This is a genomic window from Microbispora sp. H10949 (assembly GCF_014161435.1).
In the GTDB taxonomy this organism is placed as follows: domain Bacteria; phylum Actinomycetota; class Actinomycetes; order Streptosporangiales; family Streptosporangiaceae; genus Microbispora; species Microbispora triticiradicis.
Genome location: NZ_JABBWZ010000013.1, coordinates 158,176 through 181,082 on the forward strand (window position 1 = coordinate 158,176; position 22,907 = coordinate 181,082).

A 22,907-nucleotide genomic window follows, 5' to 3' on the forward strand; every position below is an offset into this window, starting at 1 on the left:
CTCACGGCAGGTGGTGTTGGGCGGCGTGGACGGTGTGGCGCAGCAGGAGGGCGGTGGTCACCGGGCCGACGCCGCCGGGCACGGGCGTGAGCGCCCCGGCCCTGTCGGCGACCGCGACCGCGTCCACGTCGCCGACCAGGCCGCCGTCCTCGGTGGGATTGGTGCCGACGTCCACCACGACCGCTCCCGGGCGTACGTGCTCGGCCGTGATCAGACCGGCGCGGCCGACCGCCGCGACGACCACGTCGGCTGCTGAGGTGACGGCGGCCAGGTCCCTCGTACGGGAGTGGCAGACCGTCACGGTGGCGTTCCGGTCCAGCAGGAGATGGGCGGCGGGCTTGCCGACGACGGTTGAGCGGCCCACCACGGCGACGTGCCGGCCGGCCAGGTCGATCCCGTGGTGGTCGAGGATCGCCACGACCGCCTCGGCGGTCGCTGGTGCGAACGCGGGCAACCCCGCGGCCAGACGGCCGAGTGACAGCGGGTTCGCGCCGTCGACGTCCTTCTCGAACGCGATGGCGCCGGCCAGATCCTCAAGCCTGGCCCCCTGCGGCAGCGGGGTCTGGAGGATGATCCCGTGGACGGTGTCGTCGGCGCTCAGCGACGCCAGCCTGTCGTGGATCAGGGCGGGGTCGGCCTCCGCGCCGAGGTCGACGATCTCGCAGACGATCCCGGACTTTTCGGCGGCCCGAGCGATCGAGCGGACGTACCAGGCGCTGGACTCGTCCGCCGTGGCGACGACGACCGCGAGCTTCGCCGGGGTCCCGGCCGCCGCGAGTTCGGCGGCCCGCCCGGTGGCCTCGGACCGGATGGACGCGGCGAGTTCCTTGCCGGACAGCACGCGGGCGCTCACTTGGCGATCTCCTCGCGTACGGCGGCGGTGACCTGCTCGGCACGCGCGGCGACGTCGTCCACCTCCGCGGCCTCGGCGGCCAGTCCGGCGCGGACCTTCTCGTCCTTGATCCCGCCCAGGTTGATCTCGATGTTCACCCGGGCGGTGGCCGCGGCGGCCCGGGCGGCCTCGGTGGCGGCGGCGACGTCGGAGACGACGTTGCGGTTGGCGACGGGCAGCAGTTCCTCGGCGATCTCGACGGCCCGCCGGGCGACGGCCACCACCTTCGCCGGCACGGTGCCCGCCCCCACCAGCGCCCGCGCGATGGCGGCTGACCGGGCGTCCTTCGCCTCGTCGGTGTCCTTGGGCAGCTTGTAGGCCTCGGCGACCGCCCCGAAGGCCGCCGCGTCGTCCTCGGCCAGGCGCAGCGCCTCCGATCGCAGCACGTCGGTCTCGCCGATGATCCGCTCGATCAGGGACATGTGCTCGGCGTACTTCTCGCCGGTGCTGTAGCGCGCGACCATCCCCAGCAGCGCCACGGCCTGGGCGGCCTGGAGGGCCGCGGCGGCGCCTCCGCCGGGCGCCGGCACCCGGTCGGCGAGGTGGAACAGGAAGTCGCCGATCGTCTCCTCGCGCATCGCGCCGCCCTCCGCTCGTCGCAACACAACGTGAAAATCCTCCCACGCCCGTCCGGACGCCCGGCCACCGTGCACGCGTGTCGCCTGCGGAGAGTCAGGAGGCGACGGCCTTGCATGGGAGATCGTCCAACGGGACGGAACCACCGCCCGGAACGGCGGGCCGTACGGGAGGCCGGTGGGGAGAGGACGCGGAGGCCTGGCCGAGCAGGGTGCCGGCGAGGGCGAGGGCCATGCCGAGCAACTGGATCGGGGTGAGGGCCTGACCGAGCGCCGCCCAGCCGATCACGGTGGCCGACACCGGGCTGAGCAGGGCCAGGAAGGCGACCGAGGTCGCGGGGAGCCGGGAGATGCCGCGGAACCAGATCCAGTACGCGCAGGCGGTGCCGACGATCCCGAGATAGGCGTAGCCGAGGATGTTCTCGGTGGTCAGCGCGGGCGGCGCCCCCTCGATGAGCAGGGCGACCGGGAGGAGCAGCAGCCCGCCCGCGGTCAGTTGCCATCCCGTGAGCGCGAGGGCGCCGACGCCCTCGGGACGGCCCCAGCGCTTGGTCAGCACGGTTCCGGCGGACATGGAGGCGGCCCCGGCGAGCCCGGCCAGCACCCCGACCGTGTCGAGCGCCGCGTCGGCGCGCAGGACGACCAGGCCGACACCGGCCAGCCCCACGAGACCGGCGAGCAGTTTCCGGCCGGTCGGCCGTTCGGCGAGCAGGGCGCGGGCGAAGGCGAGCGCGAACAGCGGGCCCGCCGCGCCCAGTACGGCGGCGACACCGCCGGGCAGCCGGTACGCCGCGAGGAACAGGAACGGGAAGAACGCCCCGATGTTCAGCACGCCGAGCAGCGCGGCCCGCCAGACCCACATACCGCGCGGCAGCACGCGGGTGACGGCGAGCAGCCCGAGCCCGGCCGGTAACGCCCTGGTCAGTGCGGTGAACAGCGGCCGGTCGTGCGGCAGGAACTCGGTCGTCACGGCGTAGGTCGAGCCCCAGACCAACGGGGTGAGCCCGGTGATGGCGAGCGTGCCCGCGATCGACAGGGATGTGCGGTTCGAGGCTCCCATGATTACTCCTCCGTTGATAATCTCAACGTTGAGATAAAAACATCCACGAAGCTTCAGCGTCAAGTAAACGAACGTTGAGATATCTGGAGTGGTGTCTGTGGGCGATGCGGTGGACCTGTTGCTGGATCAGTGGCGACGGGAGCGGCCGGACGTGGACCCCTGGCCGATGGGCGTGGTCGGCCGGGTCTCGCGGCTGGCCAAGCTGCTCGACCGGGAACTCAAGGAGTTCTTCGCCTCGTACGGGCTGGAGCACTGGGAGTTCGACGTGCTCGCGACGCTGCGCCGCTCGGGCCCGCCGTACGAGCTGGCGGCGGGCGCCCTGGTCAAGGCGGCGATGGTGACCTCCGGCGCGATCACCAACCGGATCGACCGGATGGTGGCCAAAGGGCTGGTCGACCGCCTGCCGGACAAGGAGGACCGCAGGTCGGTCCGGGTGCGGCTCACCGACCGCGGGGTCGCACTCGTGGACGAGATGCTGGCACCGCACGTCGCGAACGAGGAGCGCCTGCTCGCGGCCCTCGGCCCCCGTGACCGCGACCACCTGGCCGACGCCCTGCGCACCCTCCTCGCATCCCTCGGCGACACGACACTCGGCTAGCGAGCCGAGACCCCACCTGGCAGCCGTATCCTTTCACGCCGACGCCCACTGTGAAAGGATACCGATTATCCTTTCACGATCATGCCCGCTGTGAAAGGATAATCCTCGTGGCGGGATACGTGGAGGCGTCGTGGCCAATGGCCTGGGCCGCACCGAGCAAGCGGGAGAAGCGGGGTGGCCTTTACCGCCCCTACCGGCCGGACCCGCTCGTCGGTCGCCCCCTCCTCATGCCGGCCGGCATCGCCGAGGAAGCCGCCGCGGTGGAACGATTCGTACGGCGGCTCATCGCTCATCCCGCAGGTCACGGCATCGACGGCCTGGCTCGGTTCCTGCTGAGGTCCGAGGCCATCGCGTCCTCCCGGATCGAAGGGCTGCAGGCGTCCCCGCAGCAGGTCGCCCTCGCCGAGCTGGCAGACCAGGACACCGGCGTGTCGAAGGGCTTCACCGCGACGGCAAGGCTGGTCGCCAACAACGTGACCGCGTTGCGGCATGCGGTCACCGATCTGGTGACGGTCGACGCGGTCTCCGTCGCCCGCATCATCGCTCTTCACCAGGCGCTGCTACCCGAGGAACGGCACCACGGGCTCCGGGAAGTGCAGAACTGGGTCGGCGGGAGCGAATGGCATCCGCTGGACGCCGAATTCGTCCCGCCTCCGCCCGAGGACGTCCCTTCGCTCCTGGAGGATCTGTCGTCCTACATGAACGGGGCTGAGCACGCGGCCATTGTCCAGGCCGCTCTGGTTCACGCCCAGTTCGAGACCATTCACCCCTTCACGGATGGCAACGGCCGGGTGGGCCGAGCGCTCATTCACACGGTCCTCACCCGGCGAGGCCTGACGCCCAGCGCGATCCTGCCGATCAGCCTCGTCCTGCTCACGCGATCGGACGAGTACGTCTCGGGCCTCATGGCCTACCGCTATGCGGGGGACAGCACGTCCGCCGAGGCGCAGGCCGCCGTCGGCGCCTGGTTGCGCACCTTCCTGGCGGCCACGCGCACGGCGGCCGAACAGGCCGAGAAGTTCGCCGACGAACTGAGCCGACTACACGAGGAGTGGGTGGAGCGTCATCACCGTTTTCGCGAGTCCCAAGGTCTGCGCGCCGCTCCTCGTTCGGACTCGGCGGTCGCACGTCTTCTGGACCTGTTGCCAGCAGTGCCGGTCGTCACGGCGCGGACGGTCGAACGCCTGCTCGCGGTCACGCACCCCGCCGCACGCCAGGCTCTGGAGGAACTCGCGGGAGCCGGGATCCTTCATCCCAAGCAGGTTGAGAGGAATGCGCGTGGATACCTGGCGCGGGAGGTGTTCGACCTGCTCACCCTCACCGAACGCCGCCTGGCCAGTACGCGGTGGGACACACGCGAGTCAGCCCCCCGGCGCGTCGTGCCCGCCCGGCCGCAACGAGATTGACGAAACGAGACGGAGAACGGCGGGATATGGCAGAAGGCACACCGGTTCTGTATGTGATCGCGTGTGGGGGCCGGCCGGCGGGTGACCTCCCCGCCTTCGTCGAGCGCCTTCAGGCGGACGGCTGGACGGTCTGTGTGATCGCGACGCCGTCAGGCATGAAGTTCGTCGACGCCGAGCGGCTCAGCGCGCTCACGGGCTATCCCGTCCGGTACGACTACAAGCGGCCCGAGGAACCGGACGTGCTGCCTCCGGCCGACGCCATGGCGGTCGTCCCGGCGACCTTCAACACGACCAACAAGTGGGCCCAGGGCATCAGCGACACCCTGGCGCTGGGCCTGCTGAACGAGGCCATCGGCCTCGGCCTGCCGATAGTCGCCGTGCCGTGGCCCAACCACGCGCTCGCGAGGCACCCCGCCTTCCCCGTCAGCGTGGCCCGGCTCAAGGAATGGGGCGTGCGGGTGATTCTCGACTGGGACCGGCTCCCCGCACCCGATTCGGGCGTATCCGGAGCGGGTTCCTTCCCCTGGGACGATCTGCACGACGCTTTGCACGCCATGCGCGGCACGTTCGGCTCTTCGTCCGGCTGACACCTGCAGCCCTCGATCCGCTGCTCGACGCCGTCTGGCAGGCTCGACCTCCAACGCGCCGTCCAAGGAAGGACACCGGCACCATGACACAACCCGGCGACTACGGCCTGCCTGGGTCGCTGAACCGAGTGCTGAGCGACGTGGCAGCCGAACGGGCCGCCCAGGATGCGATGTGGGGAGTACAGGACCACGCCGACGGCACCGGGCCCGGGTACGGGCCCGAGGCCGACCTCGCCAAGCGCGCCGTGACCGACGCCGCGGCCGAAGGCCGGCTGACCTGGCGGCACATCCTGCACGAGGAGGTGCTCGAAGCGTTCGCCGAGGACGACGCAGACCGCCTGCGCGATGAGCTGATCCAGGTCGCCGCGGTCGCGGTCAAGTGGGTCCAGGACCTCGACAGACGCACCCGCTCGCAGGAGGCACCAGCACCACCACCGGTCACGGGCTGAGCCGTCTGCCCGGGTTCTTCTCCGTGAACGGGTTGAGGGAGGTCAGATCGCGGACGGCGGCCAGATGAGTGGGGAAGTTCGGATCGAGGAGACCCAGGAGGAGGACGACGGCCCACGCGAGGGCGGCGATCAAGGCGCCGTCGTCGAAAGGAGACGGGAGCGTGAGGCCCAGCCGGTGGACGGCGAGAAGAACGGCGAGGGGGACCAGGGCGATGATCAGGGTTCGGGTGGTCTCCACGGCACGGGCGTGCCAGGTGCGGCGCGTGGCCTCGGGGGTGGTCTCGCGAGTGGGGAGCCGGTCGTATTCGCCCGTGAGGATGGTGCGGGTCAGGTCGGCGATTTGGGTGCGGAAGTCGTCGTAGGCGGTCGGGGACGGCAGCGCGATCCAGAGCTGGAGGTCGACGACCGCTTTCGAAGCCTCGATCGCACGGGCCCTGACGACGGCCCTGGTCAGAGAGGTTCCACCACGGGCGGCGGCCGGGATCCCTGCCCGCAGGAGGACGGCGACCTTGGCCAGCAGGGTGAGGATCTCCTGACGGGCCTTGGGCGGGAGCCGGCCGCGGTGGTCGGGTTCCATACGGGTGAGGATGGTCGTCAGGTGCTCGAAGAGGGGCTCGGTGGGAAAGGTGGGGGACTCGCGGTCCCACAGCCGCATCGCCCCTTGGACCGGAGCCCACGCGAGGACCAGGCCCACGCAGAAGACGCCGATGCTCTGGACGATCGGCATCCACCACTCGCCCGCCAGGCCGACGGCCCATGCGGGGCCGCTCGCGTAGCGGCCGTACAGGGCGACCGGGAAGCAACCCAATCCCACGACGGAGACCAGCGAATCGATGAGGCGGAAGAGCGGGCGATGCCGGCGGTTCTCTGACCACCAGGCGATCACGAAGAAGACCACGAGGCCGCCGGCGGCCCGTCTGAGCTCCTGCCAGGAGTCGACGGAGAAGACCGTCACCAGGACGGTGCAGGCCACGGCGAACATCAGTAGCAAGGCGAGCAGAGACACATACCCATCGACGTTTCTCCGTCGGATCGACCAGCGGGCGGTGGACACCGCCGCCGACCGGTAGCGGCCGCGCAGGCGTGCGGGGTCGGTGGCGGGATCCAGGCTCCGGGCAAAGAGCGGCCAGGTGCCGTCCAGCTTCTTCGCCAGGCCGAACACCTCCGCGAGGTAGAGCCTCTCGTCCTCCACAGGGCCGGCCGCAGGGTCGGCCACAGTGGCGGGCGCCGTGGCGGACGCGACGGGTTCGACAACGGGGGGTGCCGCTTCTTCGGTCATGAGGTGGTCCTCACGGTGAGCGGATCAGGCAGGTAGCGGGACCTGTGGGAGGAGCGGCCCACCCCACGCGGGTCGGCCTGTCTGCAGACAGTACAAAGCAAGGAGGCGTCGCGGTGGATACAGGATCGTGTCGGTAAAGGTCGCGTCTCTGGAACACGCCGGGCATCACACGTCGGTCAGGGCCCGTACGCGGACGGCGTCCTCGGTGGGGAGGGAAGGCGAGGCGAGGGCTCGGCGGGAGTCCATCGGGCGGTAGGCCGTGCGGGACAGGCCGGTCCAGGTGAACGCGGACCGGGCCGGAGCCCGGCGGGACGTGCAGGCGGCCGCGATGCGGCGAGCGGCGCGACCGGTCCAGGGCAGGCCGCACCAGGCGTACAGGTCGCGGAAGCCGTCGAGCGGTGCCGCGCACAGGTCCTCGTAGCGCACGACCCTGATGCCGCCGGTACGGCTGGCCACCGTGCGGACGACCTGGTGGGCGACCCGCCACAGCGTGGCCGCCCCCGTGATCACGTCCTGACCGCCGACGACGGACTCCAGCTCAGCGACGTACGGATGGTCGCGGACCAGGAGCGGCTGGCTCAGCAGCTCGCGGACGTCCACCGACCAGCCGAGCCGTTGCCAGCTTCCGGCGAACGACACGGGGTCGCGGACCACGACGACCACCCGGCAGCCGAGGCGGCTCGCGAACCATTCGGTGGACAGCAGCGCGAACGGGTCGTCCAGCAGCGCCCGCCGGGCGAGCAGCCGGCCGAGGGCGAAGGCGGTGCCGTATTTGGCCATTCTGGCGAGGTCGCCGGGCCGGTGGTTGCGGCGCAGTTCCGCCCGCCAGCCGTAGCGCAGCGCGACCGTACGGGAGAACGCCCGCAGCCAGGGCGTCTCGTCGTCCGGGCAGATGTACTGGAACCGGTGCGTGACGGACGCGTCGAGCACGCCGGGGGAGCGGCCGGGCGGGCGCTGCGGGTTCAGCGGCTCGTTGACGTAGACCAGGCGGCCGCTCGCCGTGAGCATCCGGCCCACCCAGCTCGTGCCGCTGCGCGGCAGGCCCGTGACCAGCACAGGAGGCCCAGCCGGTGTTGTCACGACGCCGCCCTCCCGGCGCCGCGCGTGTTCCCCGCCAGGCAACCGGCCGCGAGGGGCCTGTCGGTGAGGCGGCCCACGCCGAAGGGGCGCAGGCCGTAGCGGCGGGAGACCTGTACGGCGGGCAGCAGGTTCTTCACCAGCACCCCGCCCGACCAGCCCAGCGCGGCTCCCAGCGCGCCGTACGCGGGGACCAGCAGCACGTCGAGGACGATCGTCACAGCCACTGCGGCGGACACGTTCGCCAGGCTGGCCGTCGTACGCCCGGCCGCCACGAGCACGACGTCGACCATCCCGCAGGCCGTGGCGACCATCATCGTGGCCGACAGGACGAGCGCGATCGCGACACCTCCCGCGTACGCGGGCCCGAACAGCGACAGCGCCCACGGCGCGAGCGCCGCGTACCCCAGCCAGAGCGGCCACGTCAGCCCGACCAGCCATCTCGTCGTGGTCCGGTACACCCTCCCGGCGGTGCCGAGGTCGCCCTCCGCCAGGGCCCTGACCAGGCGGGCCTGCGCGGCCTGGGCGAGCCCCTGCCCGGCGAGCTGTCCCACCACCTTGAAGCGGGTCGCGGCGGTGTAGACGGCCGCTGCGGCCGGCCCGGCGAGCAGCGCGACGACCACCACGTCGAGCCGCTGGAACACCGACTGCACCGCCGCCGCCACCGACCGGGGCGCGGTGTGCCGCCAGAAGGCGCGCACGTCTCCCACGTCGTACGGCCTGAGGGCGCGCAGCCGGGCGGCGGCGAGCACCGCGCAGGCCACGGAGGGCAGTGCCCAGGCCGCCGCCAGCGCCGCTGGTGGAGCCCCGGCGAGGACGGCCGCGGTGACGAGGGCGAGCTGGCCGAGCGGCTGGACGGCCCCGAAGATCAGCAGGGTGGGCCGCATCGTGCCGAGGCCGCGGGTGGCGCACACCAGCACGTCCGACAGGACCACGAACGGCAGGGCGGCGGCCAGCACCGTCCAGACGCCGGGGGACACGCCGGTCAGCCCGGCCAGCGGACCGGCCGCCAGCCAGACCCCGGCCGCGGCCACGCACGCCAGCGCCGCCACCGGAGCCAGGACCCCCCGCAGCGATCCCGCCGACGCTGCCGGAGACATCCGTCGATGCGGTGCGCCTGCCGACGCCCCCCGCGCCGACCCCGGCGACGCTGCTGGAGGTGGTGTCCGTCGACGCGGTGCTCCTGCCAGGACTCTCCGCTCCGGTCCCGGCGACCCGGCGTTCCGCGCCTGCCTCGTGCCGCTCCCGGCGAGGGCGTGGACGAGGCCGTTGCCGGTGTCGAGGCGTACGACGCCCGCGAGCATCAGGCACGCCGTGGTGGCCGTGAAGAACGCGCCGGCGGCGCGGGGTTCGAGCGTCCGCGTCACCACCAGCACGATCGCGAACTGCCCGATCGCGGCCGTCGCGGCGGCGGCCAGACCGGCGGCGCCGTGCCGCGCGAGCCCATGCCGGAACAGCTCCCGGCGGAGCCGGCCCAGGCGGAACAGCCAGCGGTTCGCCTCCCCGGTCAGCGTCGCCATGACGGGTCGGCTCCCAGCCAGCGGACGAGCAGGGCGTCCCACGGCTCGAAGTGCTCGTGCAGGCGGCGGCGCACCGACTCGGGCACGACGCCCGTACGCGGGCGGGCGTTGTGCCGCGCGAACTCCACGCCGCCGATCCGGGGCAGGTCCAGGAACTCCAGCACCCGGTCGTACGCGGAGGCCGGATCGTCGAACATCCGCCCGCTGTCGAGCACGAGGATCCGGTCGCGGCCCAGGAGGGGCTCCAGCTGGGCCAGTTGCTCGGCGTACCGGCCACGGGCGAGATAGGCGTGGTGCCGGTGGGCGGCGCTCACGTAGCCGGGCACGTCGCGCAGCCGTTCGACCTCCCCTGCGAGGCGGAGCGGTTCGAGCTCGACGGCGCGCTCGAAGCTCGGCTCGGTCTCGAAGCCCCGCGCCAGCTCGTGGGCGTGGGCGGAGCAGGCCCGCTCGACCGGGTCCCGGACCAGGACGATCAGCTTGACGCCGGGCAGGTCGGCGGCGATCCGGGCGCCCGCGAGGGGATGGAAGAGGTAGTAGGGGGTGGATTCAAAGGCCTGAACGCGGCCGCCGTGCCTGCGGCCCAGCGCCCTGGCCGTGGTCACCAGCGGGAAGTGGGCGCGATACCAGGGCAGGCCCCGGTCGTAGGCCATGTCGAAGTAGTGGACGCCCTTGCGCAGCACCGGCTTCATGACGAGCGGGTGGCGTGACAGCGCGCGGTAGAGCGACGTCGTGCCGCACCGCTGCGCCCCGGCGATGAGGAACGAGGGGAGCACCCGCGCCTCCGTGGTGAGCCGTCCGGCGGCGAACGAGACCGCGTGGGCCGAGCGCTTCAGTACCGACGTCATGGTCGCCCCTTCCGTCGTCCCGGGACGGATGAGGCTTTCCCGCGCGATCGGGCGCGTCCGACAGGTTTCACAGGAGGCACTCCAGGTGGTCGATGACGGGGTTGAGCCAGAGGGCGGGGGACCCGAGCGGCTCGTGGCCGTCGCGGCGGTGCCGCTCGGCGAGGGTGATCAGGTAGTGGGCCGCCGTGCGACGCGCCGCGGTGGCGTCGGCGCCGAACGGCTCCAGGATCCGGCCCGCCTGGGCCAGGCAGGCGCGGGCGGCGACCGGGGGAGACATCCGGCGCAGCGCCCGGTGGAAGAAGTGGTGCAGCGCGTCGAAGCCCACGGGCACGCCGACGGCGAACCGCTCCCAGTCCCACACGAGCAGCCGTCCGTCCGCGCCCGCCGCCGTGTTCCACGGAGTGAAGTCCCCGTGCCACGCCGCCGTCCGGCCGCGGTCCGCGTACGGGCCGGCGTGCAGGTCACCGGGCGGGCCGTCGTGACGCATGGGTGTGGGGCCGCCTGCGGCCAGGCTGGTACGGGGGCCGAGGGCGGCGATCTCCTGGACGGCCGAGGCGAGCAGGCCGGCGGGCACTCTGCCAGAGGTGACGGGGCGAGAGTTGACGGGGCGGGAGGGGACGGGCAGGGGCGACAGCGCCAGCACCTCCAGACCTCGCCACACACCCTGATGCAGCACCGTGGGCGGCACGACGACCTTGAGCGGCCGGTCGGCGAGCCCGCGCAGCACCTCGCCCTCGTGCCGCACCAGTTCGCGCGCTCGCTCGGAGTCGCCGATCTTCACGAACGCCACGAGCCCGGAGGCGTCGTACGCCTCCAGGACCGGCTTGCGGTTGGCCCGGCGGGCGGGCCTGACGTGGACGACGACGCGCACGCGACGGGCGAGGACCTCGCTCAGGTGTGTCTCGATCGTGCCGGACGCCCCGCCGGTCCGCAGGCCGCGGCCCAGCGCCGCGTGCCACCAGGCGCGGGGGACGACCCGCCGGGGGACGAGGCGGTGCGGCAGCACGGTGCGCGCTGTCACCCCGGCGGGCGGGAAGTCTTCCCCGGCGGGCGGGAACAGCGCTTCCAGCACCTCGTCGAGGTAGCGGAGCCGGATGGTCGCGTCCCTCATGGCCGCCGCCGATCGCCGGGGAACGCACCGGTGGCCGTCGTGGCTCCGTTGCGCCAGAGGAGGGCGAAGGAGATCAGGTAGAGGGTCAGGGCGCTCACCAGCCCGTCGTAGACGACCATGTAGAGCAGCACGAGGATCATCACGAGCGTCCCCGCCTTGCCGATGGGCGACCGGTCGGCCCAGTAGCGCCGCACCGCTCCGGCGAAGAAGGCGACGTACAGCAGCGCCCCCGTGAAGCCCTGGCTGATGAGCAGCAGCCACAGGTGCCCGTCGCTCCCGAGCGGGGGATGGCCGCAGTCGGGGCACCACGCGCTGCGGCCCGTCGTGGCCGTGCGGTGACTGCCGTACGCGGTGCGGGTGTTGCCGTAGCCGATGACCGGGGACGAGGTCGCGACCCGGACCGTGGTCGCGACCGTGAAGGCCCGGATGCCGTTGCTCTGTGGATTGTCCAGGCGCTGGGCGACGATCCCGCTCAGCGGCGACAGCAGGAACGCGACCCCGGCGACGGCCGCGACCAGGCCTGCGAGGAGGGGGCGTCCGCCCCGGACGGCCAGGTACGCCGCCGAGACGCCGAGCCCGATCCACAGGCCCCGGTTCAGCGAGTAGACGACCGGGACCGCCGCGACGGCGAGCAGCAGCACGGCCGCCGCCCGCCGGTACGGCCCGCCGTAGGTCCACCAGCCCACCACGAACCAGATCACCAGCACCGAGACGTCGCTGCCCCAGGCGTTGGCCCACTCGAACGGCGCCTCCGGGCGCGGCGAGGCGTGCCCGAGCACGTGCTGCACCTGGGCCGCCGTCGGATGGATCAGGTTGGCGACGAACGGGTTGCCGCCGAGCCACGACGGCAGCGCCATCTCCAGTGGCGAGGTGAACTCGAAGCGCGGGACGAGGACGCCGAGCAGGCCGCCCGCGACGGCAGTCAGGAACAGCGCGCCGAGCCACCTCACCAGCGTGCGCTGCGGCAGCTCCGCCACGCTCAGGTTGCCCAGGTAGAGCACCATGATCAGGAGTGCGACGTAGACCGCGAGCCGCATCAGGTAGCCGATGACCCGGCCGGTGCCGAGCTCGCCGTAGGTGCCGTCCGGGGTCTCGGCGAGCGTCAGCGCGCTGACGAGGTAGCCCACGAGCAGCAGCGCCCACAGGCCGAACCCCTTCGGCACCCTTATCGGCCGCCTGCGCCACAGCACCACCGCCATCGGCACGGCCAGCACCACCACCGACAGGGCTCCCAGGCCGAGCGCCCACCAGAGCGGGTAGCCCAGAAGGAGCGCCCCGATCGGCCACGCCGCCGCGGACGCCCGCCCTGGTCCTGTCGCCGGTCCTGTCGCCGGTCCTGTCGCCGGTCCGCTCATCGGCACGCGGTGCCTGCCAAGCGCCGGTTCATGTTCCGGTGCGGGTGGCGGGGCGTCCGCGGCCTCCAGGCGCTTCGCGTGCGCGGGCCGGGCCGCGGGTAGCCGCCCGCTCCCGCCCAAGCCGTACGGAGGGGGAGCGTCCGGGCCGGGAGACGCGGCGTACGGCGGGGGATCGATGCGGCCGGGGAAGGCGGCGTGTGGCGTCGGTGACGTCAAGCGCTCCACCTCGTGGGCTCCGTGACGGGCTCGGGAACAGGCGGGGTGAATCCCTGAGGCACGGTGACCACGCCGAGGACCCGCGCTCCCTGCCGCCCGAGCTGCCGTACGACCCGGGTGACCTCGGTGGAGGTCGTCCGCCTGAGACCGACGAGAAGCAGGGCGGCGTCCGGGTGGGCGGCGCGGCCGGTCACGACCGCCACCGGCACGAGGTGGGCGAGCGCGGCGCCGAGTCCCCTGGCGAGCTGCCTGGCGGCGCCGTCCGCCCCGGCCCGCCTGGCCCCGCTGTCGGTCCCCGCCCGCCTGGCCCTGCCGCCGTCCCGCCGAGGTCCGGTGTCGGTCCCGACGCCCTCGACGAGCAGCCGGTGCGGTCCGCCACCGAGAGACGTGGCGACGGTGGCGGCCATCTCGCCGAGGATCTCCGGATCGGGTCTGACCGGCAGTTCGGCGAGCAGGGGCAGGCCGCACATCCGCTCGACGTCCGCACAGGTGCGCAGTCGCCGGTCCGTGTGGTCGCGGGCGAAGGCGGCGCCCGCCCCCGCGAGTATCCCGAGGAACAGGCCGCTGCCCAGATAGAGCGGAGGGCTGGGACTGCCGGCCCGCGCGGGCGGCCGGGCCGGACTGATCACCGTGCCCGGCGTGACCGCGACCGTCCTGAGCGCGTCGTAGCGCAGGGTGAGATCCGACACCTGGCGGGCCAGCACGGCCTGCCGCCGGGCCGCTCCCAGCCGGGCCGTGGGATCAGCCTGCCCAGTCGTACGCGTGGTCTGCCCGGTCTGCGCGGCAGCCTGAGTGGTTCCGGCGGCCTCGTCCAGGTCGTCCTCGACCTGGCGCAGTCGCGCGGAGATGAGCTTGAGCTGGGCGGCGAGCGCGTCCTCGGCGGAACGGGCGCGATTGCGCAGGTACGCCTCCGCGTACGCCTGGGCGCCCGCCGCCGCGGCCCCGGGATCGTACGCCGTGTAGGAAATGGAGAGAATGGCGGAATTGGGTGGCACGTCCACCATGACGTGTTCCCGTAATTCCTCCGGATCCTGATATTTCAGAGTTCTGGCGGCAAGGGCGGATACGACCGCCGATCTAGCGACCTGTGATTCGGTGTCGAGATTGAGTGGTTCGCGTTGCCGGGTGCTCGGTGTGTTGAGTTGTTCCTGTACGCCGGTCGGCAGCACCTGCACCTGGGCGACCGCCGTGTAGCGCGCGGGGGTCGCCGCCAGCGCCGCGGCCCCGCCGCCCACTCCGGCCAGCAGGCAGGCGGTCACGACCAGCCGCCTGCGCCAGAGCACCGAACCGTACTCCCCGATGTCCCGGCTGTGCGGCGGCAGGCTCATGGAGATCTCCGTGCGCTCGTTCGTCACCCCGCCGCGGTCGCGGCACAGCGGCGGCACGCCGTCGGAGACGGGCGCGTCCGCGGTCCCGGCGGCCCTCCGGCGTGACCCGATTTCGAACTATAGGCGGCGGCGGGATTTCGCCCCCGGCTATTGCTGAATTTCCTCAGGGCAATGACCGCCAATTAGCTACTTAAAACCCGCTATTTCGGTGCATGTGAGATCGAGAAAACGGCCTCGGAATCCGGGGAATCGGTGGGATGGTGTTCACCCATCCATTGCGGGGACAGGGGGCGCGATGAGACGGATCGCCGGCATGGGCGTACTGGTGGCGGGGGCGTGCCTGGCCGCCTGCGGGGGCACCGCGACGGGCGGCACCACCACAGGGGGCGCGGGACCGGGAGACCACACGGCTCCGGGAGACAGCCGCGGGCCGGGAGACGACGCCGGCTTGGGCGGCATCGTGGGGCCGGGCAAGCCGGGGAACGGAGCCGCGCGGACGCAGGCCGCCTGCGCGGTCACGGACAAGCTGATCCCGACGTGCGGGGCGTGGTGGGGGATAGCGCCCGACGTCTTCTCCGGGCGCGGCCCGGTCCGGGCGATCGAGCTCGCCGAGAGGCGGATGGGCCGCAGGGCCGACATCGTGCACGTCTACCACCGGGGCGGCGAGCTCTTCCCGACCACCGAGGAGCGGGAGGTGGCGAAGGGACCCCGGCTGCTGCTGGTCAACTGGAAGCCCGCGCTCGACCACACCTGGGCGGAGGTCGCCCGCGGCGACGTGGACGGGCGGATCGACCGGCTCGCCGACCACGTCAGGCGCACCTTCCCCGGCCGGTTCTTCCTCACGATCCACCACGAGCCGGAGAACGACGTACGCGAGGGCGGGGGATACTCGGCGGCCGACTACACCGCCATGTTCCGCCACGTCGTGACCCGTCTGCGGGAGCGGGGCGTGCGCAACGCGGTGACCGTGATGACCTACATGGGCGCGCCCAACTGGGCGGCCAGGCCGTGGTTCGGCCGGCTCTACCCGGGTGACGACGTGGTCGACTGGGTGGCGTTCGACCCCTACGCCGACGGCCGGGTGGGCGACTTCGCCGCGCTGGTCGACAAGACCCGTCCCGACGTGCCGGGCTGGCCGGGGTTCTACCGGTGGATGCAGGCCAGGTTCCCGGCGAAGCCGATCATGGTCGCCGAGTGGGGCGCGTTCGAGCGGCCGGACGCGCCCCACTTCAAGCGCGACTTCTTCGACTCCGTCGCCCACCAGATCGGGAACTATCCCCAGATCAAGGCGCTGGTCTACTTCGACTCGCCGCTGGCGCCCCGGGGGGACACCCGGTTCGACACCACGCCCGGCGCCACCCGGGCGTTCGCCGAGCTCGGCCGGGACCGCCGCTTCACCTCCACGCCGGTGCCGGCCTCCTGACCCGCCCGCTTCACCGGCCGCGGCGGCGCTCCCCCGCGAGGCGCCGGGATCGGGCGACAGGGTCTTCACTCACCGTTCGGCCGATCTTCACGTCGGGCGTGCGGTCCGCGTCACGACGCGTTCCTAGCCTGAGCTGGTCGCAGACACCCCCCTGTGGAGGACAGCCATGCCGTCCCGCCGGATCACCGCTCTCGCCGCCGCCCTCACGCTGTCCGCCGCCTCCCTGGGCCTGTGGGCCGCCGGAGGCCTCAGCGCCCAGGCGGCCACGTTGCCGACGCCCGACCACACGGTGGTCGTGGTCTTCGAGAACCACGCCTACTCCCAGATCATCGGCAGCTCCAGCGCGCCGTACATCAACTCGCTGAAGAGCGGCGGGGCCAACCTGACCGCGTTCTACGCCGAGACCCACCCCAGCCAGCCCAACTACTTCGCCATGTTCTCCGGGTCGACGCAGGGCATCACCGACGACTCCTGCTACACCCCCGGCTTCAGCTCCAAGCCCAACCTGGCGTCGGAACTGATCGCGGCGGGCAGGAGCTGGGCCAGCTACAACGAGACGCTGCCCAGCCAGGGCTCGACCACGTGCAGCAGCGGAAACTACGCGCGCAAGCACAACCCCTGGTTCGGGTTCTCCAACGTGCCGACGTCCACCGCGTACACGTTCGCCCAGTTCCCCACCGACTTCACCAAGCTGCCGACCGTGTCGTTCGTCGTCCCGAACCTGTGCAGCGACATGCACGACTGCTCGGTGTCCACCGGTGACACCTGGCTGAAGAACAAACTCGGCGCGTACGCGACCTGGGCCAAGACCCACAACAGCCTGCTCGTGGTCACCTTCGACGAGGACAACCGGCTGAGCGGCAACCGCATCGCCACCGTGCTGTACGGGCAGCCGGTGCGGGCGGGATCGTCCTCCGGGACCACCTACAACCACTACAACCTGCTGCGCACCATCGAGGACATGTACGGCACCGCCCACGCGGGCAACGCGGCGTCGGCGTCTGCCGTCTCCGGCGTCTGGAACTGACCGCGTGTATCTCGCGGACAGTCGCGGCGCGCCCGCCGCCGTCGAGCACCGGGGACGGCGGTGGGCCGCGGTTCCGGGAACCGTGCTGGCCCTGGGCGCGGTGAGCCTGATCACGGACGTGTCGGCGGAGATGGTCACCGCCGTGCTGCCGCTCTACCTCGTCTCGGGACTGGGGCTGTCCCCGCTCGGCTTCGGCGTGCTGGACGGCGTCTACAACGGGGTCGGCGCCCTGGTGAGGCTGGCCGGAGGCCATCTCGCCGACGGCGGGGGCGGGCGGCACAAGGCGGTCGCCGTGGCCGGCTACGGACTGTCGGCGCTGTGCAAGCCGCTGCTGCTGGTCGCCCACACCCTGCCGGTGATCGGCGCGGTGCTGGCCCTCGACCGCACGGGCAAGGGCCTGCGCACCGCGCCCCGGGACGCCCTCATCTCCCTGGCCACCCCGCCGGAGCGCCGGGGGCGCGCGTTCGGCGTGCACCGGGCGATGGACACCACCGGAGCCCTCTGCGGGCCCGTCCTGGCGTTCCTGGTGCTCGGAGTGGCGGCGGAGGGCTACGACGCCGTGTTCACGGTCAGTTCCTGCGTCGCCGCGCTGGGCGTGGTGGTGCTGGTGCTCTTCGTCCCCGGCCGTCCCGCCCGTGCCGACGCGAACGTCAGCGCCGCCGCCGGCACCTTCGCCGCCGACGCCCACACCACGCGTGCCGCCCACACTACGAGCGCCGCCCACACCGCCGACGCTCACGGGAGCGGGGCGTCCTCCGGTCCGCTCCGGGTGACCGCGCTCCTGCGGATGCCCGGCGTACGGCGGCTTGCGGCGTGCGCGGTGCTGCTGGGGCTGACCACGGTGAGCGACTCCTTCGTCTACCTGCTGCTGCAGCGCAGGTTCGAGGTGCCCGCGCAGTGGTTCCCCCTGCTGCCGCTCGGGACCGCGGCCGCCTTCCTGCTGCTGGCAGTGCCCGCCGGCGTGGTCGCCGACCGGATCGGGCGGCGGCGGTTGTTCCTGCTCGGGCACCTGGCGCTGCTCGGTGCGCACGGGCTCGTGCTGGCGGCCCCCGGCGGGCCGCTGCCGGCGGTGGTGGCGGTGCTCGTCCTGCACGGCGCCTTCTACGCGGCGACCGACGGCGTGCTGGCGGCCGCGGTGACCGGCCTCGTGCCGGAGGCGATGCGGGCGAGAGGGCTGGCCCTGGTGGGCACCGGCCAGGCCCTCGCCCGGTTCGCCTGCTCGATCGCCTTCGGCGCCGCCTGGACGGCCTGGGGGGACGGCCCGGCGCTGGCCGTCGCGGCGGCGGGGCTGGCGATCTCCACCCCCGCCGCGATCGCCGCCCTGCGCTCGTCGGCGCACCCCTCCGCGCAGCGGACAGCCTGAGCATGTGACGGAAAGGAACCCCGTGCCCGTCCCACGCCGTCTGACGGTCCTGCTGGCCGCGGTCCTGCTCCTCGGGGGCCTGTCCGTCTGGGCGGTGGTGCACGCCGCCGACCGGGCGGAGAGCCGGAGCCTGCCGCGGGCGGGGGAGCCCGCCGCCGGACCGGGAGCGGTCACGCTCGCGGCGGGACACGAGCGCAGGATGCTCTTCCGGACGATGGCGTGGGGTCCGCACCGCGACGAGGTGGTCTCCGTGCCCGCGGACGACCCGGGGGCGCCGCGCGTCTCGGCGGGGGTGCGGTGCCTGCGCTTCCACGCCTCGTCCGGCACCGGCGCCTGTCTCCAGGCCGTGCACGGCTCGCTGGGCGACACCTACCGGGCCGTGGTGCTCGACGCGCGCCTGCGGGAGCGGCGCGCGTTCCCCCTCGCGGGCATCCCCACCCGCACGAGGGTCTCGCCGTCCGGCCGCATGGCGGCGTGGACCGTCTTCGTGAGCGGCGACTCGTACGCGGGGACGAACTTCTCCACCCGCACCTCGATCCTGGACACGCGCACCTGGTCCCTGCAGGACAACCTGGAGACCTACCGCGTCGTCAAGGACGGCCGTCCCTATCACGCGGCCGACGTCAACCTGTGGGGGGTGACCTTCGCCGACGACGGCCACTTCTGGGTCACCCTCGCGACCGGGGGCCGGACGTGGTTGGCCCGTGGCGACGTCGCCGCCCGCACCCTGACCACGGTCCGGCGGAACGTGGAGTGCCCGTCGCTCTCCCCGGACGGCACCCGCGTCGCGTTCAAGAAACGGGTGCCCGGCCTGCCCGAGGACGCGCCGTGGCGGCTGTACGTCCTCGACCTCCGGACGATGCGGGAGACCCCGGTCGCCGAGCGGCGCAGCGTCGACGACCAGGCGGTGTGGCTCGACGCCCGCACGGTCGGCTACGCCCTGCCGGGGGACTTCGGCGCCGACGTCTGGACGGCGCCGGCGGACGGCTCGGGCGCCCCGCGCCGCCTGCTCACCGCGGCGCTCGCGCCCGTCGTCGTCGAATGAGCGCCGTGGTCGGAGTGAGCGCCGTGGTCGAGTGAGCTCTGTGGTCGAGTGAGCGTCGCCACTCTCGCCGGAAGCCCGGCGAGGTGCGGCTAACGGATCCAGCCGCCCGAGGTGACGAGGTTCAGCACGGACCCGACCGCGCGCTCGACCGTCATGCCGGTGGTGTCGAGGACGAGGTCGGCGTCCTCCGGCTCCTCGTACGGGTCGGAGACGCCGGTGAACTCCGGGATCAGCCCGGCCCGCGCCTTGGCGTACAGGCCCTTGCGGTCGCGCCGCTCGCACTCCTCCAGCGGCGTGGCCACGTGGACCAGCAGGAAGTCGCCGCCGACCTCCGCGACCATCGCCCGGACCTCGTCCCGGGTCGCGGCGTACGGCGCGATGGGCGCGCAGATCGCCAGGCCGCCGTGCCGGGCGACCTCGGCGGCGACGAATCCGATCCGGCGGATGTTCAGGTCGCGGTCCTCCCGCGAGAACGTCAGCCCGGCCGACAGCAGGCGGCGCACGACGTCGCCGTCCAGGTAGGTGACGGTGCGGCCGCCCCGCTCCAGCAGCGCGTCGCGCAGCCCCCGCGCGATCGTCGACTTGCCCGAGCCGGACAGCCCGGTGAAGAACACGACGAGGCCCTGCCGGTGCGGCGGCCCGGGGATCGTGACCGGCGCGGGGCCCGCGTAGTGCTCGGTGGCGCCGTAGTTGCGGGCCACGTGCTCACGGAGTTCGAGGTCGATCTCGGCGTCCTCGCGCGGCGCGAGCGGCACCGCGACCACCATCGCCCCGGGCAGCCGCTCGGCCGCCTTGAGCGCGGCCCGCACCACCGCGGGGCCCGCCTCGCCGAAGACCAGGGGCATCAGGAGCACGGCCGCGTCCAGTTCCTCCGCGGTCGCCGCGACGTCGTCGAGCGCGGCCGAGTCGAGCGGCCCGCGCATGGTCACCGCGAGGACCTCGCCGCCGTCCGGCAGGTCCTTGCGCACCTCCTCCGGCGTACGGCGCAGCCGCGAGAACGGGCCGTAGACGGGGGCGTCGAGCGCCTCGACCGGCCCGGCCGCGTGGTGCCCGTCGCGCTCGGTGACGGTCAGCACCGCGACCGCCGCGCCCTCGGGGTCCTTCAGCGTCACCCGGTCCCCGGGCCCGATCTCGTCGGGCAGCGCGATGGTGACCGGGTCGGGCCAGGGAGCGCCGCCGGGCAGCCGCCCGCGCCCGGCCACGCTCTCCACCTCCGCCGCGGTGAGGAAGCCGGTCAGCGGCGCGTACGCCCCGGACAGCAGTAGCTCAAGGTCGGCCAGCTCACGCGCGTCGGGCGTCCACTCGATCATGATTTCCGCTTCGTGGGTCGGTGGGTCGTCGGATGGTCAGGAAACCTTACCCCGGAGTACGGCGGGCCGCCCGTGCCCGTTGCCCCGCCCGTTCCCCGCACGTCTTCCCCGCGCCTCGCGATCGATTCCACGGCGCATTTCCTTCAGGCCGACCTTTTCCGCATAACACAATCCTATGTGCAAATCAGATCATTGTGGATAAATCTACACATAGTAGCCCTGTTGTGAAAGAGGCTCTTTTAGTGGGGCAGTATTCGGTCTAATGTCTGTCGGGCGGAGCGGAAGAAGGAAAAGGAGTGACTGTGGCGAACAAAGGACGCACGTTCATGTCTGCCGGGATGTTGCGGGCGACGATGCAGCTGGCCCTGGTCAAGAATCCGGTCACCGTCTACCGGAACTTCAGGCGCACCTACAAGACGATATCCACCGTCCGGCTCGGCCCCTACCCCAAGGCGATCTATTCCCTCGACGACGGCCAGTCGGCGGTGAGTCACTACTTCTCGGTCATGCGGCAGATCGGCGCACTCGACAAGCCCGACGACGACCTGCGAGTCATCCTCTTCCCGGAATTCGCCCTCAACGGGGTGATCGAACAGGGGCCGGGCGATGGCACGACCAACAGCCAGCTCGTCCACTCGGCCGCGAACCCGCACAGCGAGGAAACCGCCCGGGCTGTCTTCGACGAAATCCACGCGCAGCTCTCCAAGCTGTCCCCCGGATTCGTCGTGGCGGCGGGCGGAATCGCCGTCGACACCGGTGAGACGCTCCCCAGCGGCAAGAAAAAGGGGATGAACGTGGGGGCCGTGCTGGAATCGCACGAGCAGACCCGTGTCTACTTCTCCAAGCACAACGAGAGTGGCATCGACGGCTGGGACTCCAATCGGTACGAGGTGCAGCCGGGCACAGGTCCGATCGCGCGGACCGTCAAGGACCCGTCGGGTGGCCGGTCCGCCACCTTGGGCGCGATCATCTGCCTCGACATGGTCAAGGGCCCCTTCTCGGAGGAATTCCGCGAACTGGACCTGGTGGCCGTGTCGTCCGCGGGAACCCCCCACTGGAGGCGGATGTGGATCGAGAATTCCCCGGCCGGCGCGCAGACCGAGATCGCGGTGGCCGACTCCATGATGGGCGGACGGATCGGAGGCGGGCTGTTCGTCCGGGGCGAGTCGCCGAAACACCCCTACCTCAAGGGACTGCACACGCTCGCGGGCCGGGGGCTGCTCGGCGACATCCTGCTCGCGGCCTACGACTACTTCCTCGCCGTCAGGCCCGGCGACGCGCTCGGCGACCGGCCCGACTACGTCATCCGGGGCGAGAAGGGGTACGAGGTCGACGGCATCCTCGTCTGGACCAGCGACCCACGTGAACTGCCCGAACTGCCGCGAGTGGTGAAGCATCTGGACGAGAACACCGACACATGATCCTCACGAGGGCCGGACATCGGCGGCGACGTCCGGTCCTTGTGTTGTCGATCCCGCCACGGGCGCGGGTCAGATGAGGCGGGCGAAGTGGTTCTGGGGCCGCCGGATCACCATGGTGATCTCGTCCTCGGTGCCGTTGAGCCCGCCCCGCGAGAGCGCGGCCACGGCCCGGCAGACCAGGGCGACCAGGGTGGGGTGCGGACCCCGCCGGGCCGAACCGCTCACCGCCGAGTAGTCCTCCGCGATCATGAGCCCGCGCATCAGGCAGTACGCCTGGACGCCCTCGCGCGAGGCCAGCGGCTCGTAGACCGCCGGCAGCGGTCCCACGGACCCGGCCGGGGCGAACGCCCGCCACACCGTCCGCCGGAACCAGCCGGGGATCGTCCGGTCGCAGAAGCCGTACGCCGACCTGCGGTCGCGCATCTTGAGCAGCAGCAGCCCGCCGGGGCGCAGCCCGGCGACGAGCCGGTCGAGGACGAGCTCGGCGTGGCGGATGCGTTCGAGCAGGAACGACACGTAGACGACGTCGAAGGAGCGCGGCGGGATCGGCACCAGGCGCAGGTCGCCCAGGTAGGACGCCTCCAGGTCGTCGCGGGCGGCGGTGCGCGCCCGCAGGGCCGGGAGGTCCTCGTCCACCCCCGTCATCCTGGGCTCGTACCGTCCGACGTCGAGCACGCCGCCCCGGCCGCACCCGGCGATGAGGATGTCGAGCCGCCGCCCGAGCTGGTCGGTCCACTGTTCGCGGATCCGCTGACTGAACACGTCGTCCTGGTCGGCGGACGACACCCGAACCTCTGTCATGACACCGAGAGTAATGACCTGACGACTCATCGTTGCGCATTTGCCGTCGTCCGTCGCGGGAGGCGAGGGCTCCACGGACCACGAACCCCGGGCGCCCCGAGCGGCCGGACGGAGCGAGCCGGATAAACCGGGGTAGCCTTGGTAGCCGCGGCCCGGTCGGGATCGTCTCGTGGATCGGGCCCGTGTCCGCACGCCGGCTGTCTTTGTCACGGGGCTTTT

At 72.5% G+C, this 22,907-nt stretch carries 21 protein-coding genes; 9 read left to right on the top strand and 12 right to left on the bottom strand.

Features of this window, described 5'->3' with window-relative positions:
* Window position 1 precedes the first annotated feature (1 nt).
* The 3 genes from HHX40_RS30315 to HHX40_RS30325 all read right to left on the bottom strand — a co-directional run bounded on the left by HHX40_RS30315 (window position 2) and on the right by HHX40_RS30325 (window position 2,527).
* Window positions 2–853 carry a bifunctional 5,10-methylenetetrahydrofolate dehydrogenase/5,10-methenyltetrahydrofolate cyclohydrolase gene (locus tag HHX40_RS30315; RefSeq protein ID WP_182883318.1) on the bottom strand — a complete coding sequence of 284 codons (852 nt, stop codon included), beginning with the start codon at window positions 851–853 and terminating at the stop codon, window positions 2–4.
* Window positions 850–1,497: a cyclodeaminase/cyclohydrolase family protein gene (locus HHX40_RS30320; RefSeq protein WP_310738352.1), complete on the bottom strand. Its 648-nt coding sequence runs from the start codon at window positions 1,495–1,497 to the stop codon at window positions 850–852. Before HHX40_RS30320 ends, HHX40_RS30315 begins: the two co-directional genes overlap by 4 nt.
* A 67-nt stretch (window positions 1,498–1,564) precedes the next feature.
* Window positions 1,565–2,527: an EamA family transporter gene (locus HHX40_RS30325; protein ID WP_182883319.1), complete on the bottom strand. Its 963-nt coding sequence runs from the start codon at window positions 2,525–2,527 to the stop codon at window positions 1,565–1,567.
* Between the two features lie 97 nt (window positions 2,528–2,624).
* On the opposite strand from HHX40_RS30325, the gene HHX40_RS30330 reads away from it, so the two are divergent.
* The 4 genes from HHX40_RS30330 (at window position 2,625) to HHX40_RS30345 (ending at window position 5,567) form a co-directional block, all read left to right on the top strand.
* The gene (locus tag HHX40_RS30330) at window positions 2,625–3,125 is read left to right on the top strand and encodes a MarR family winged helix-turn-helix transcriptional regulator (RefSeq protein ID WP_117409264.1); all 501 of its coding nucleotides are present in this window, start codon (window positions 2,625–2,627) and stop codon (window positions 3,123–3,125) included.
* Window positions 3,126–3,232: 107 nt separating this feature from the next.
* Window positions 3,233–4,531: a Fic family protein gene (locus HHX40_RS30335; protein WP_220499752.1), complete on the top strand. Its 1,299-nt coding sequence runs from the start codon at window positions 3,233–3,235 to the stop codon at window positions 4,529–4,531.
* Between the two features lie 26 nt (window positions 4,532–4,557).
* Window positions 4,558–5,118: a flavoprotein gene (locus HHX40_RS30340; RefSeq protein WP_182883320.1), complete on the top strand. Its 561-nt coding sequence runs from the start codon at window positions 4,558–4,560 to the stop codon at window positions 5,116–5,118.
* Between the two features lie 83 nt (window positions 5,119–5,201).
* Entirely contained in the window at window positions 5,202–5,567 is a 366-nt protein-coding gene (locus HHX40_RS30345) for a hypothetical protein (protein ID WP_117409256.1), read from the top strand.
* Here the strand turns inward: HHX40_RS30345 and HHX40_RS30350 are convergent.
* From HHX40_RS30350 to HHX40_RS30380, 7 genes are all read right to left on the bottom strand, one after another.
* Window positions 5,557–6,846, bottom strand: a complete 1,290-nt coding sequence (locus tag HHX40_RS30350; protein WP_182883321.1) for a hypothetical protein — start codon at window positions 6,844–6,846, stop codon at window positions 5,557–5,559. The genes HHX40_RS30345 and HHX40_RS30350 overlap by 11 nt on opposite strands.
* A gap of 165 nt (window positions 6,847–7,011) precedes the next feature.
* On the bottom strand, window positions 7,012–7,926 hold the full coding sequence (locus tag HHX40_RS30355; RefSeq protein ID WP_182883322.1) for a sulfotransferase: 915 nt from the start codon (window positions 7,924–7,926) through the stop codon (window positions 7,012–7,014).
* The gene (locus HHX40_RS30360) at window positions 7,923–9,443 is read right to left on the bottom strand and encodes a lipopolysaccharide biosynthesis protein (RefSeq protein ID WP_182883323.1); all 1,521 of its coding nucleotides are present in this window, start codon (window positions 9,441–9,443) and stop codon (window positions 7,923–7,925) included. The genes HHX40_RS30355 and HHX40_RS30360 overlap by 4 nt, the downstream gene beginning before the upstream one ends.
* Window positions 9,431–10,288: a sulfotransferase domain-containing protein gene (locus HHX40_RS30365; protein WP_182883324.1), complete on the bottom strand. Its 858-nt coding sequence runs from the start codon at window positions 10,286–10,288 to the stop codon at window positions 9,431–9,433. Before HHX40_RS30365 ends, HHX40_RS30360 begins: the two co-directional genes overlap by 13 nt.
* Before the next feature lie 67 nt (window positions 10,289–10,355).
* A complete protein-coding gene (locus HHX40_RS30370) occupies window positions 10,356–11,399 on the bottom strand; it encodes a hypothetical protein (RefSeq protein WP_182883325.1) in 1,044 nt (347 codons plus the stop codon).
* Window positions 11,396–12,970 (bottom strand): hypothetical protein, encoded by a 1,575-nt coding sequence (locus HHX40_RS30375; RefSeq protein WP_259404043.1) that lies wholly within the window; start codon window positions 12,968–12,970, stop codon window positions 11,396–11,398. The genes HHX40_RS30370 and HHX40_RS30375 overlap by 4 nt, the downstream gene beginning before the upstream one ends.
* A complete protein-coding gene (locus HHX40_RS30380; RefSeq protein WP_182883326.1) occupies window positions 12,967–14,298 on the bottom strand; it encodes a Wzz/FepE/Etk N-terminal domain-containing protein in 1,332 nt (443 codons plus the stop codon). Before HHX40_RS30380 ends, HHX40_RS30375 begins: the two co-directional genes overlap by 4 nt.
* Before the next feature lie 295 nt (window positions 14,299–14,593).
* On the opposite strand from HHX40_RS30380, the gene HHX40_RS30385 reads away from it, so the two are divergent.
* The 4 genes from HHX40_RS30385 to HHX40_RS30400 all read left to right on the top strand — a co-directional run bounded on the left by HHX40_RS30385 (window position 14,594) and on the right by HHX40_RS30400 (window position 19,156).
* Complete coding sequence (locus HHX40_RS30385) at window positions 14,594–15,721, top strand: glycoside hydrolase family 26 protein (RefSeq protein ID WP_182883327.1); 1,128 nt, start codon at window positions 14,594–14,596, stop codon at window positions 15,719–15,721.
* 166 nt (window positions 15,722–15,887) lie between these two features.
* The gene (locus tag HHX40_RS30390; RefSeq protein ID WP_117410527.1) at window positions 15,888–16,748 is read left to right on the top strand and encodes an alkaline phosphatase family protein; all 861 of its coding nucleotides are present in this window, start codon (window positions 15,888–15,890) and stop codon (window positions 16,746–16,748) included.
* A 4-nt stretch (window positions 16,749–16,752) separates the two neighbouring features.
* On the top strand, window positions 16,753–18,111 hold the full coding sequence (locus tag HHX40_RS30395) for an MFS transporter (RefSeq protein ID WP_182883328.1): 1,359 nt from the start codon (window positions 16,753–16,755) through the stop codon (window positions 18,109–18,111).
* A gap of 22 nt (window positions 18,112–18,133) precedes the next feature.
* Entirely contained in the window at window positions 18,134–19,156 is a 1,023-nt protein-coding gene (locus HHX40_RS30400; protein ID WP_182883329.1) for a TolB family protein, read from the top strand.
* An 89-nt stretch (window positions 19,157–19,245) separates the two neighbouring features.
* On the opposite strand, the gene cysC is transcribed toward HHX40_RS30400, so the two are convergent.
* Window positions 19,246–20,469, bottom strand: coding sequence for an adenylyl-sulfate kinase (gene cysC / locus HHX40_RS30405; protein ID WP_396788469.1), 1,224 nt, complete (start codon window positions 20,467–20,469; stop codon window positions 19,246–19,248).
* A gap of 299 nt (window positions 20,470–20,768) precedes the next feature.
* Here cysC and HHX40_RS30410 point away from each other — a divergent pair, with 299 nt between their 5' ends.
* On the top strand, window positions 20,769–21,887 hold the full coding sequence (locus HHX40_RS30410; protein ID WP_182883331.1) for a hypothetical protein: 1,119 nt from the start codon (window positions 20,769–20,771) through the stop codon (window positions 21,885–21,887).
* A gap of 69 nt (window positions 21,888–21,956) precedes the next feature.
* On the opposite strand, the gene HHX40_RS30415 is transcribed toward HHX40_RS30410, so the two are convergent.
* Entirely contained in the window at window positions 21,957–22,688 is a 732-nt protein-coding gene (locus tag HHX40_RS30415) for a methyltransferase domain-containing protein (protein WP_182875624.1), read from the bottom strand.
* Window positions 22,689–22,907: the final 219 nt, after the last annotated feature.

Excerpts from the sequence above, each read along its gene's own strand:
- HHX40_RS30340 (WP_182883320.1), top strand. The coding sequence starts at position 4,558 with ATGGCAGAAGGCACACCGGTTCTGTATGTGATCGCGTGTGGGGGCCGG.
- HHX40_RS30345 (WP_117409256.1), top strand. The coding sequence starts at position 5,202 with ATGACACAACCCGGCGACTACGGCCTGCCTGGGTCGCTGAACCGAGTG.
- HHX40_RS30365 (WP_182883324.1), bottom strand. The coding sequence starts at position 10,288 with ATGACGTCGGTACTGAAGCGCTCGGCCCACGCGGTCTCGTTCGCCGCC.
- HHX40_RS30370 (WP_182883325.1), bottom strand. The coding sequence starts at position 11,399 with ATGAGGGACGCGACCATCCGGCTCCGCTACCTCGACGAGGTGCTGGAA.
- HHX40_RS30385 (WP_182883327.1), top strand. The coding sequence starts at position 14,594 with ATGAGACGGATCGCCGGCATGGGCGTACTGGTGGCGGGGGCGTGCCTG.
- HHX40_RS30380 (WP_182883326.1), bottom strand. The coding sequence starts at position 14,298 with ATGAGCCTGCCGCCGCACAGCCGGGACATCGGGGAGTACGGTTCGGTG.
- HHX40_RS30350 (WP_182883321.1), bottom strand. The coding sequence starts at position 6,846 with ATGACCGAAGAAGCGGCACCCCCCGTTGTCGAACCCGTCGCGTCCGCC.
- HHX40_RS30325 (WP_182883319.1), bottom strand. The coding sequence starts at position 2,527 with ATGGGAGCCTCGAACCGCACATCCCTGTCGATCGCGGGCACGCTCGCC.
- HHX40_RS30390 (WP_117410527.1), top strand. The coding sequence starts at position 15,888 with ATGCCGTCCCGCCGGATCACCGCTCTCGCCGCCGCCCTCACGCTGTCC.
- HHX40_RS30360 (WP_182883323.1), bottom strand. The coding sequence starts at position 9,443 with ATGGCGACGCTGACCGGGGAGGCGAACCGCTGGCTGTTCCGCCTGGGC.
- HHX40_RS30415 (WP_182875624.1), bottom strand. The coding sequence starts at position 22,688 with ATGACAGAGGTTCGGGTGTCGTCCGCCGACCAGGACGACGTGTTCAGT.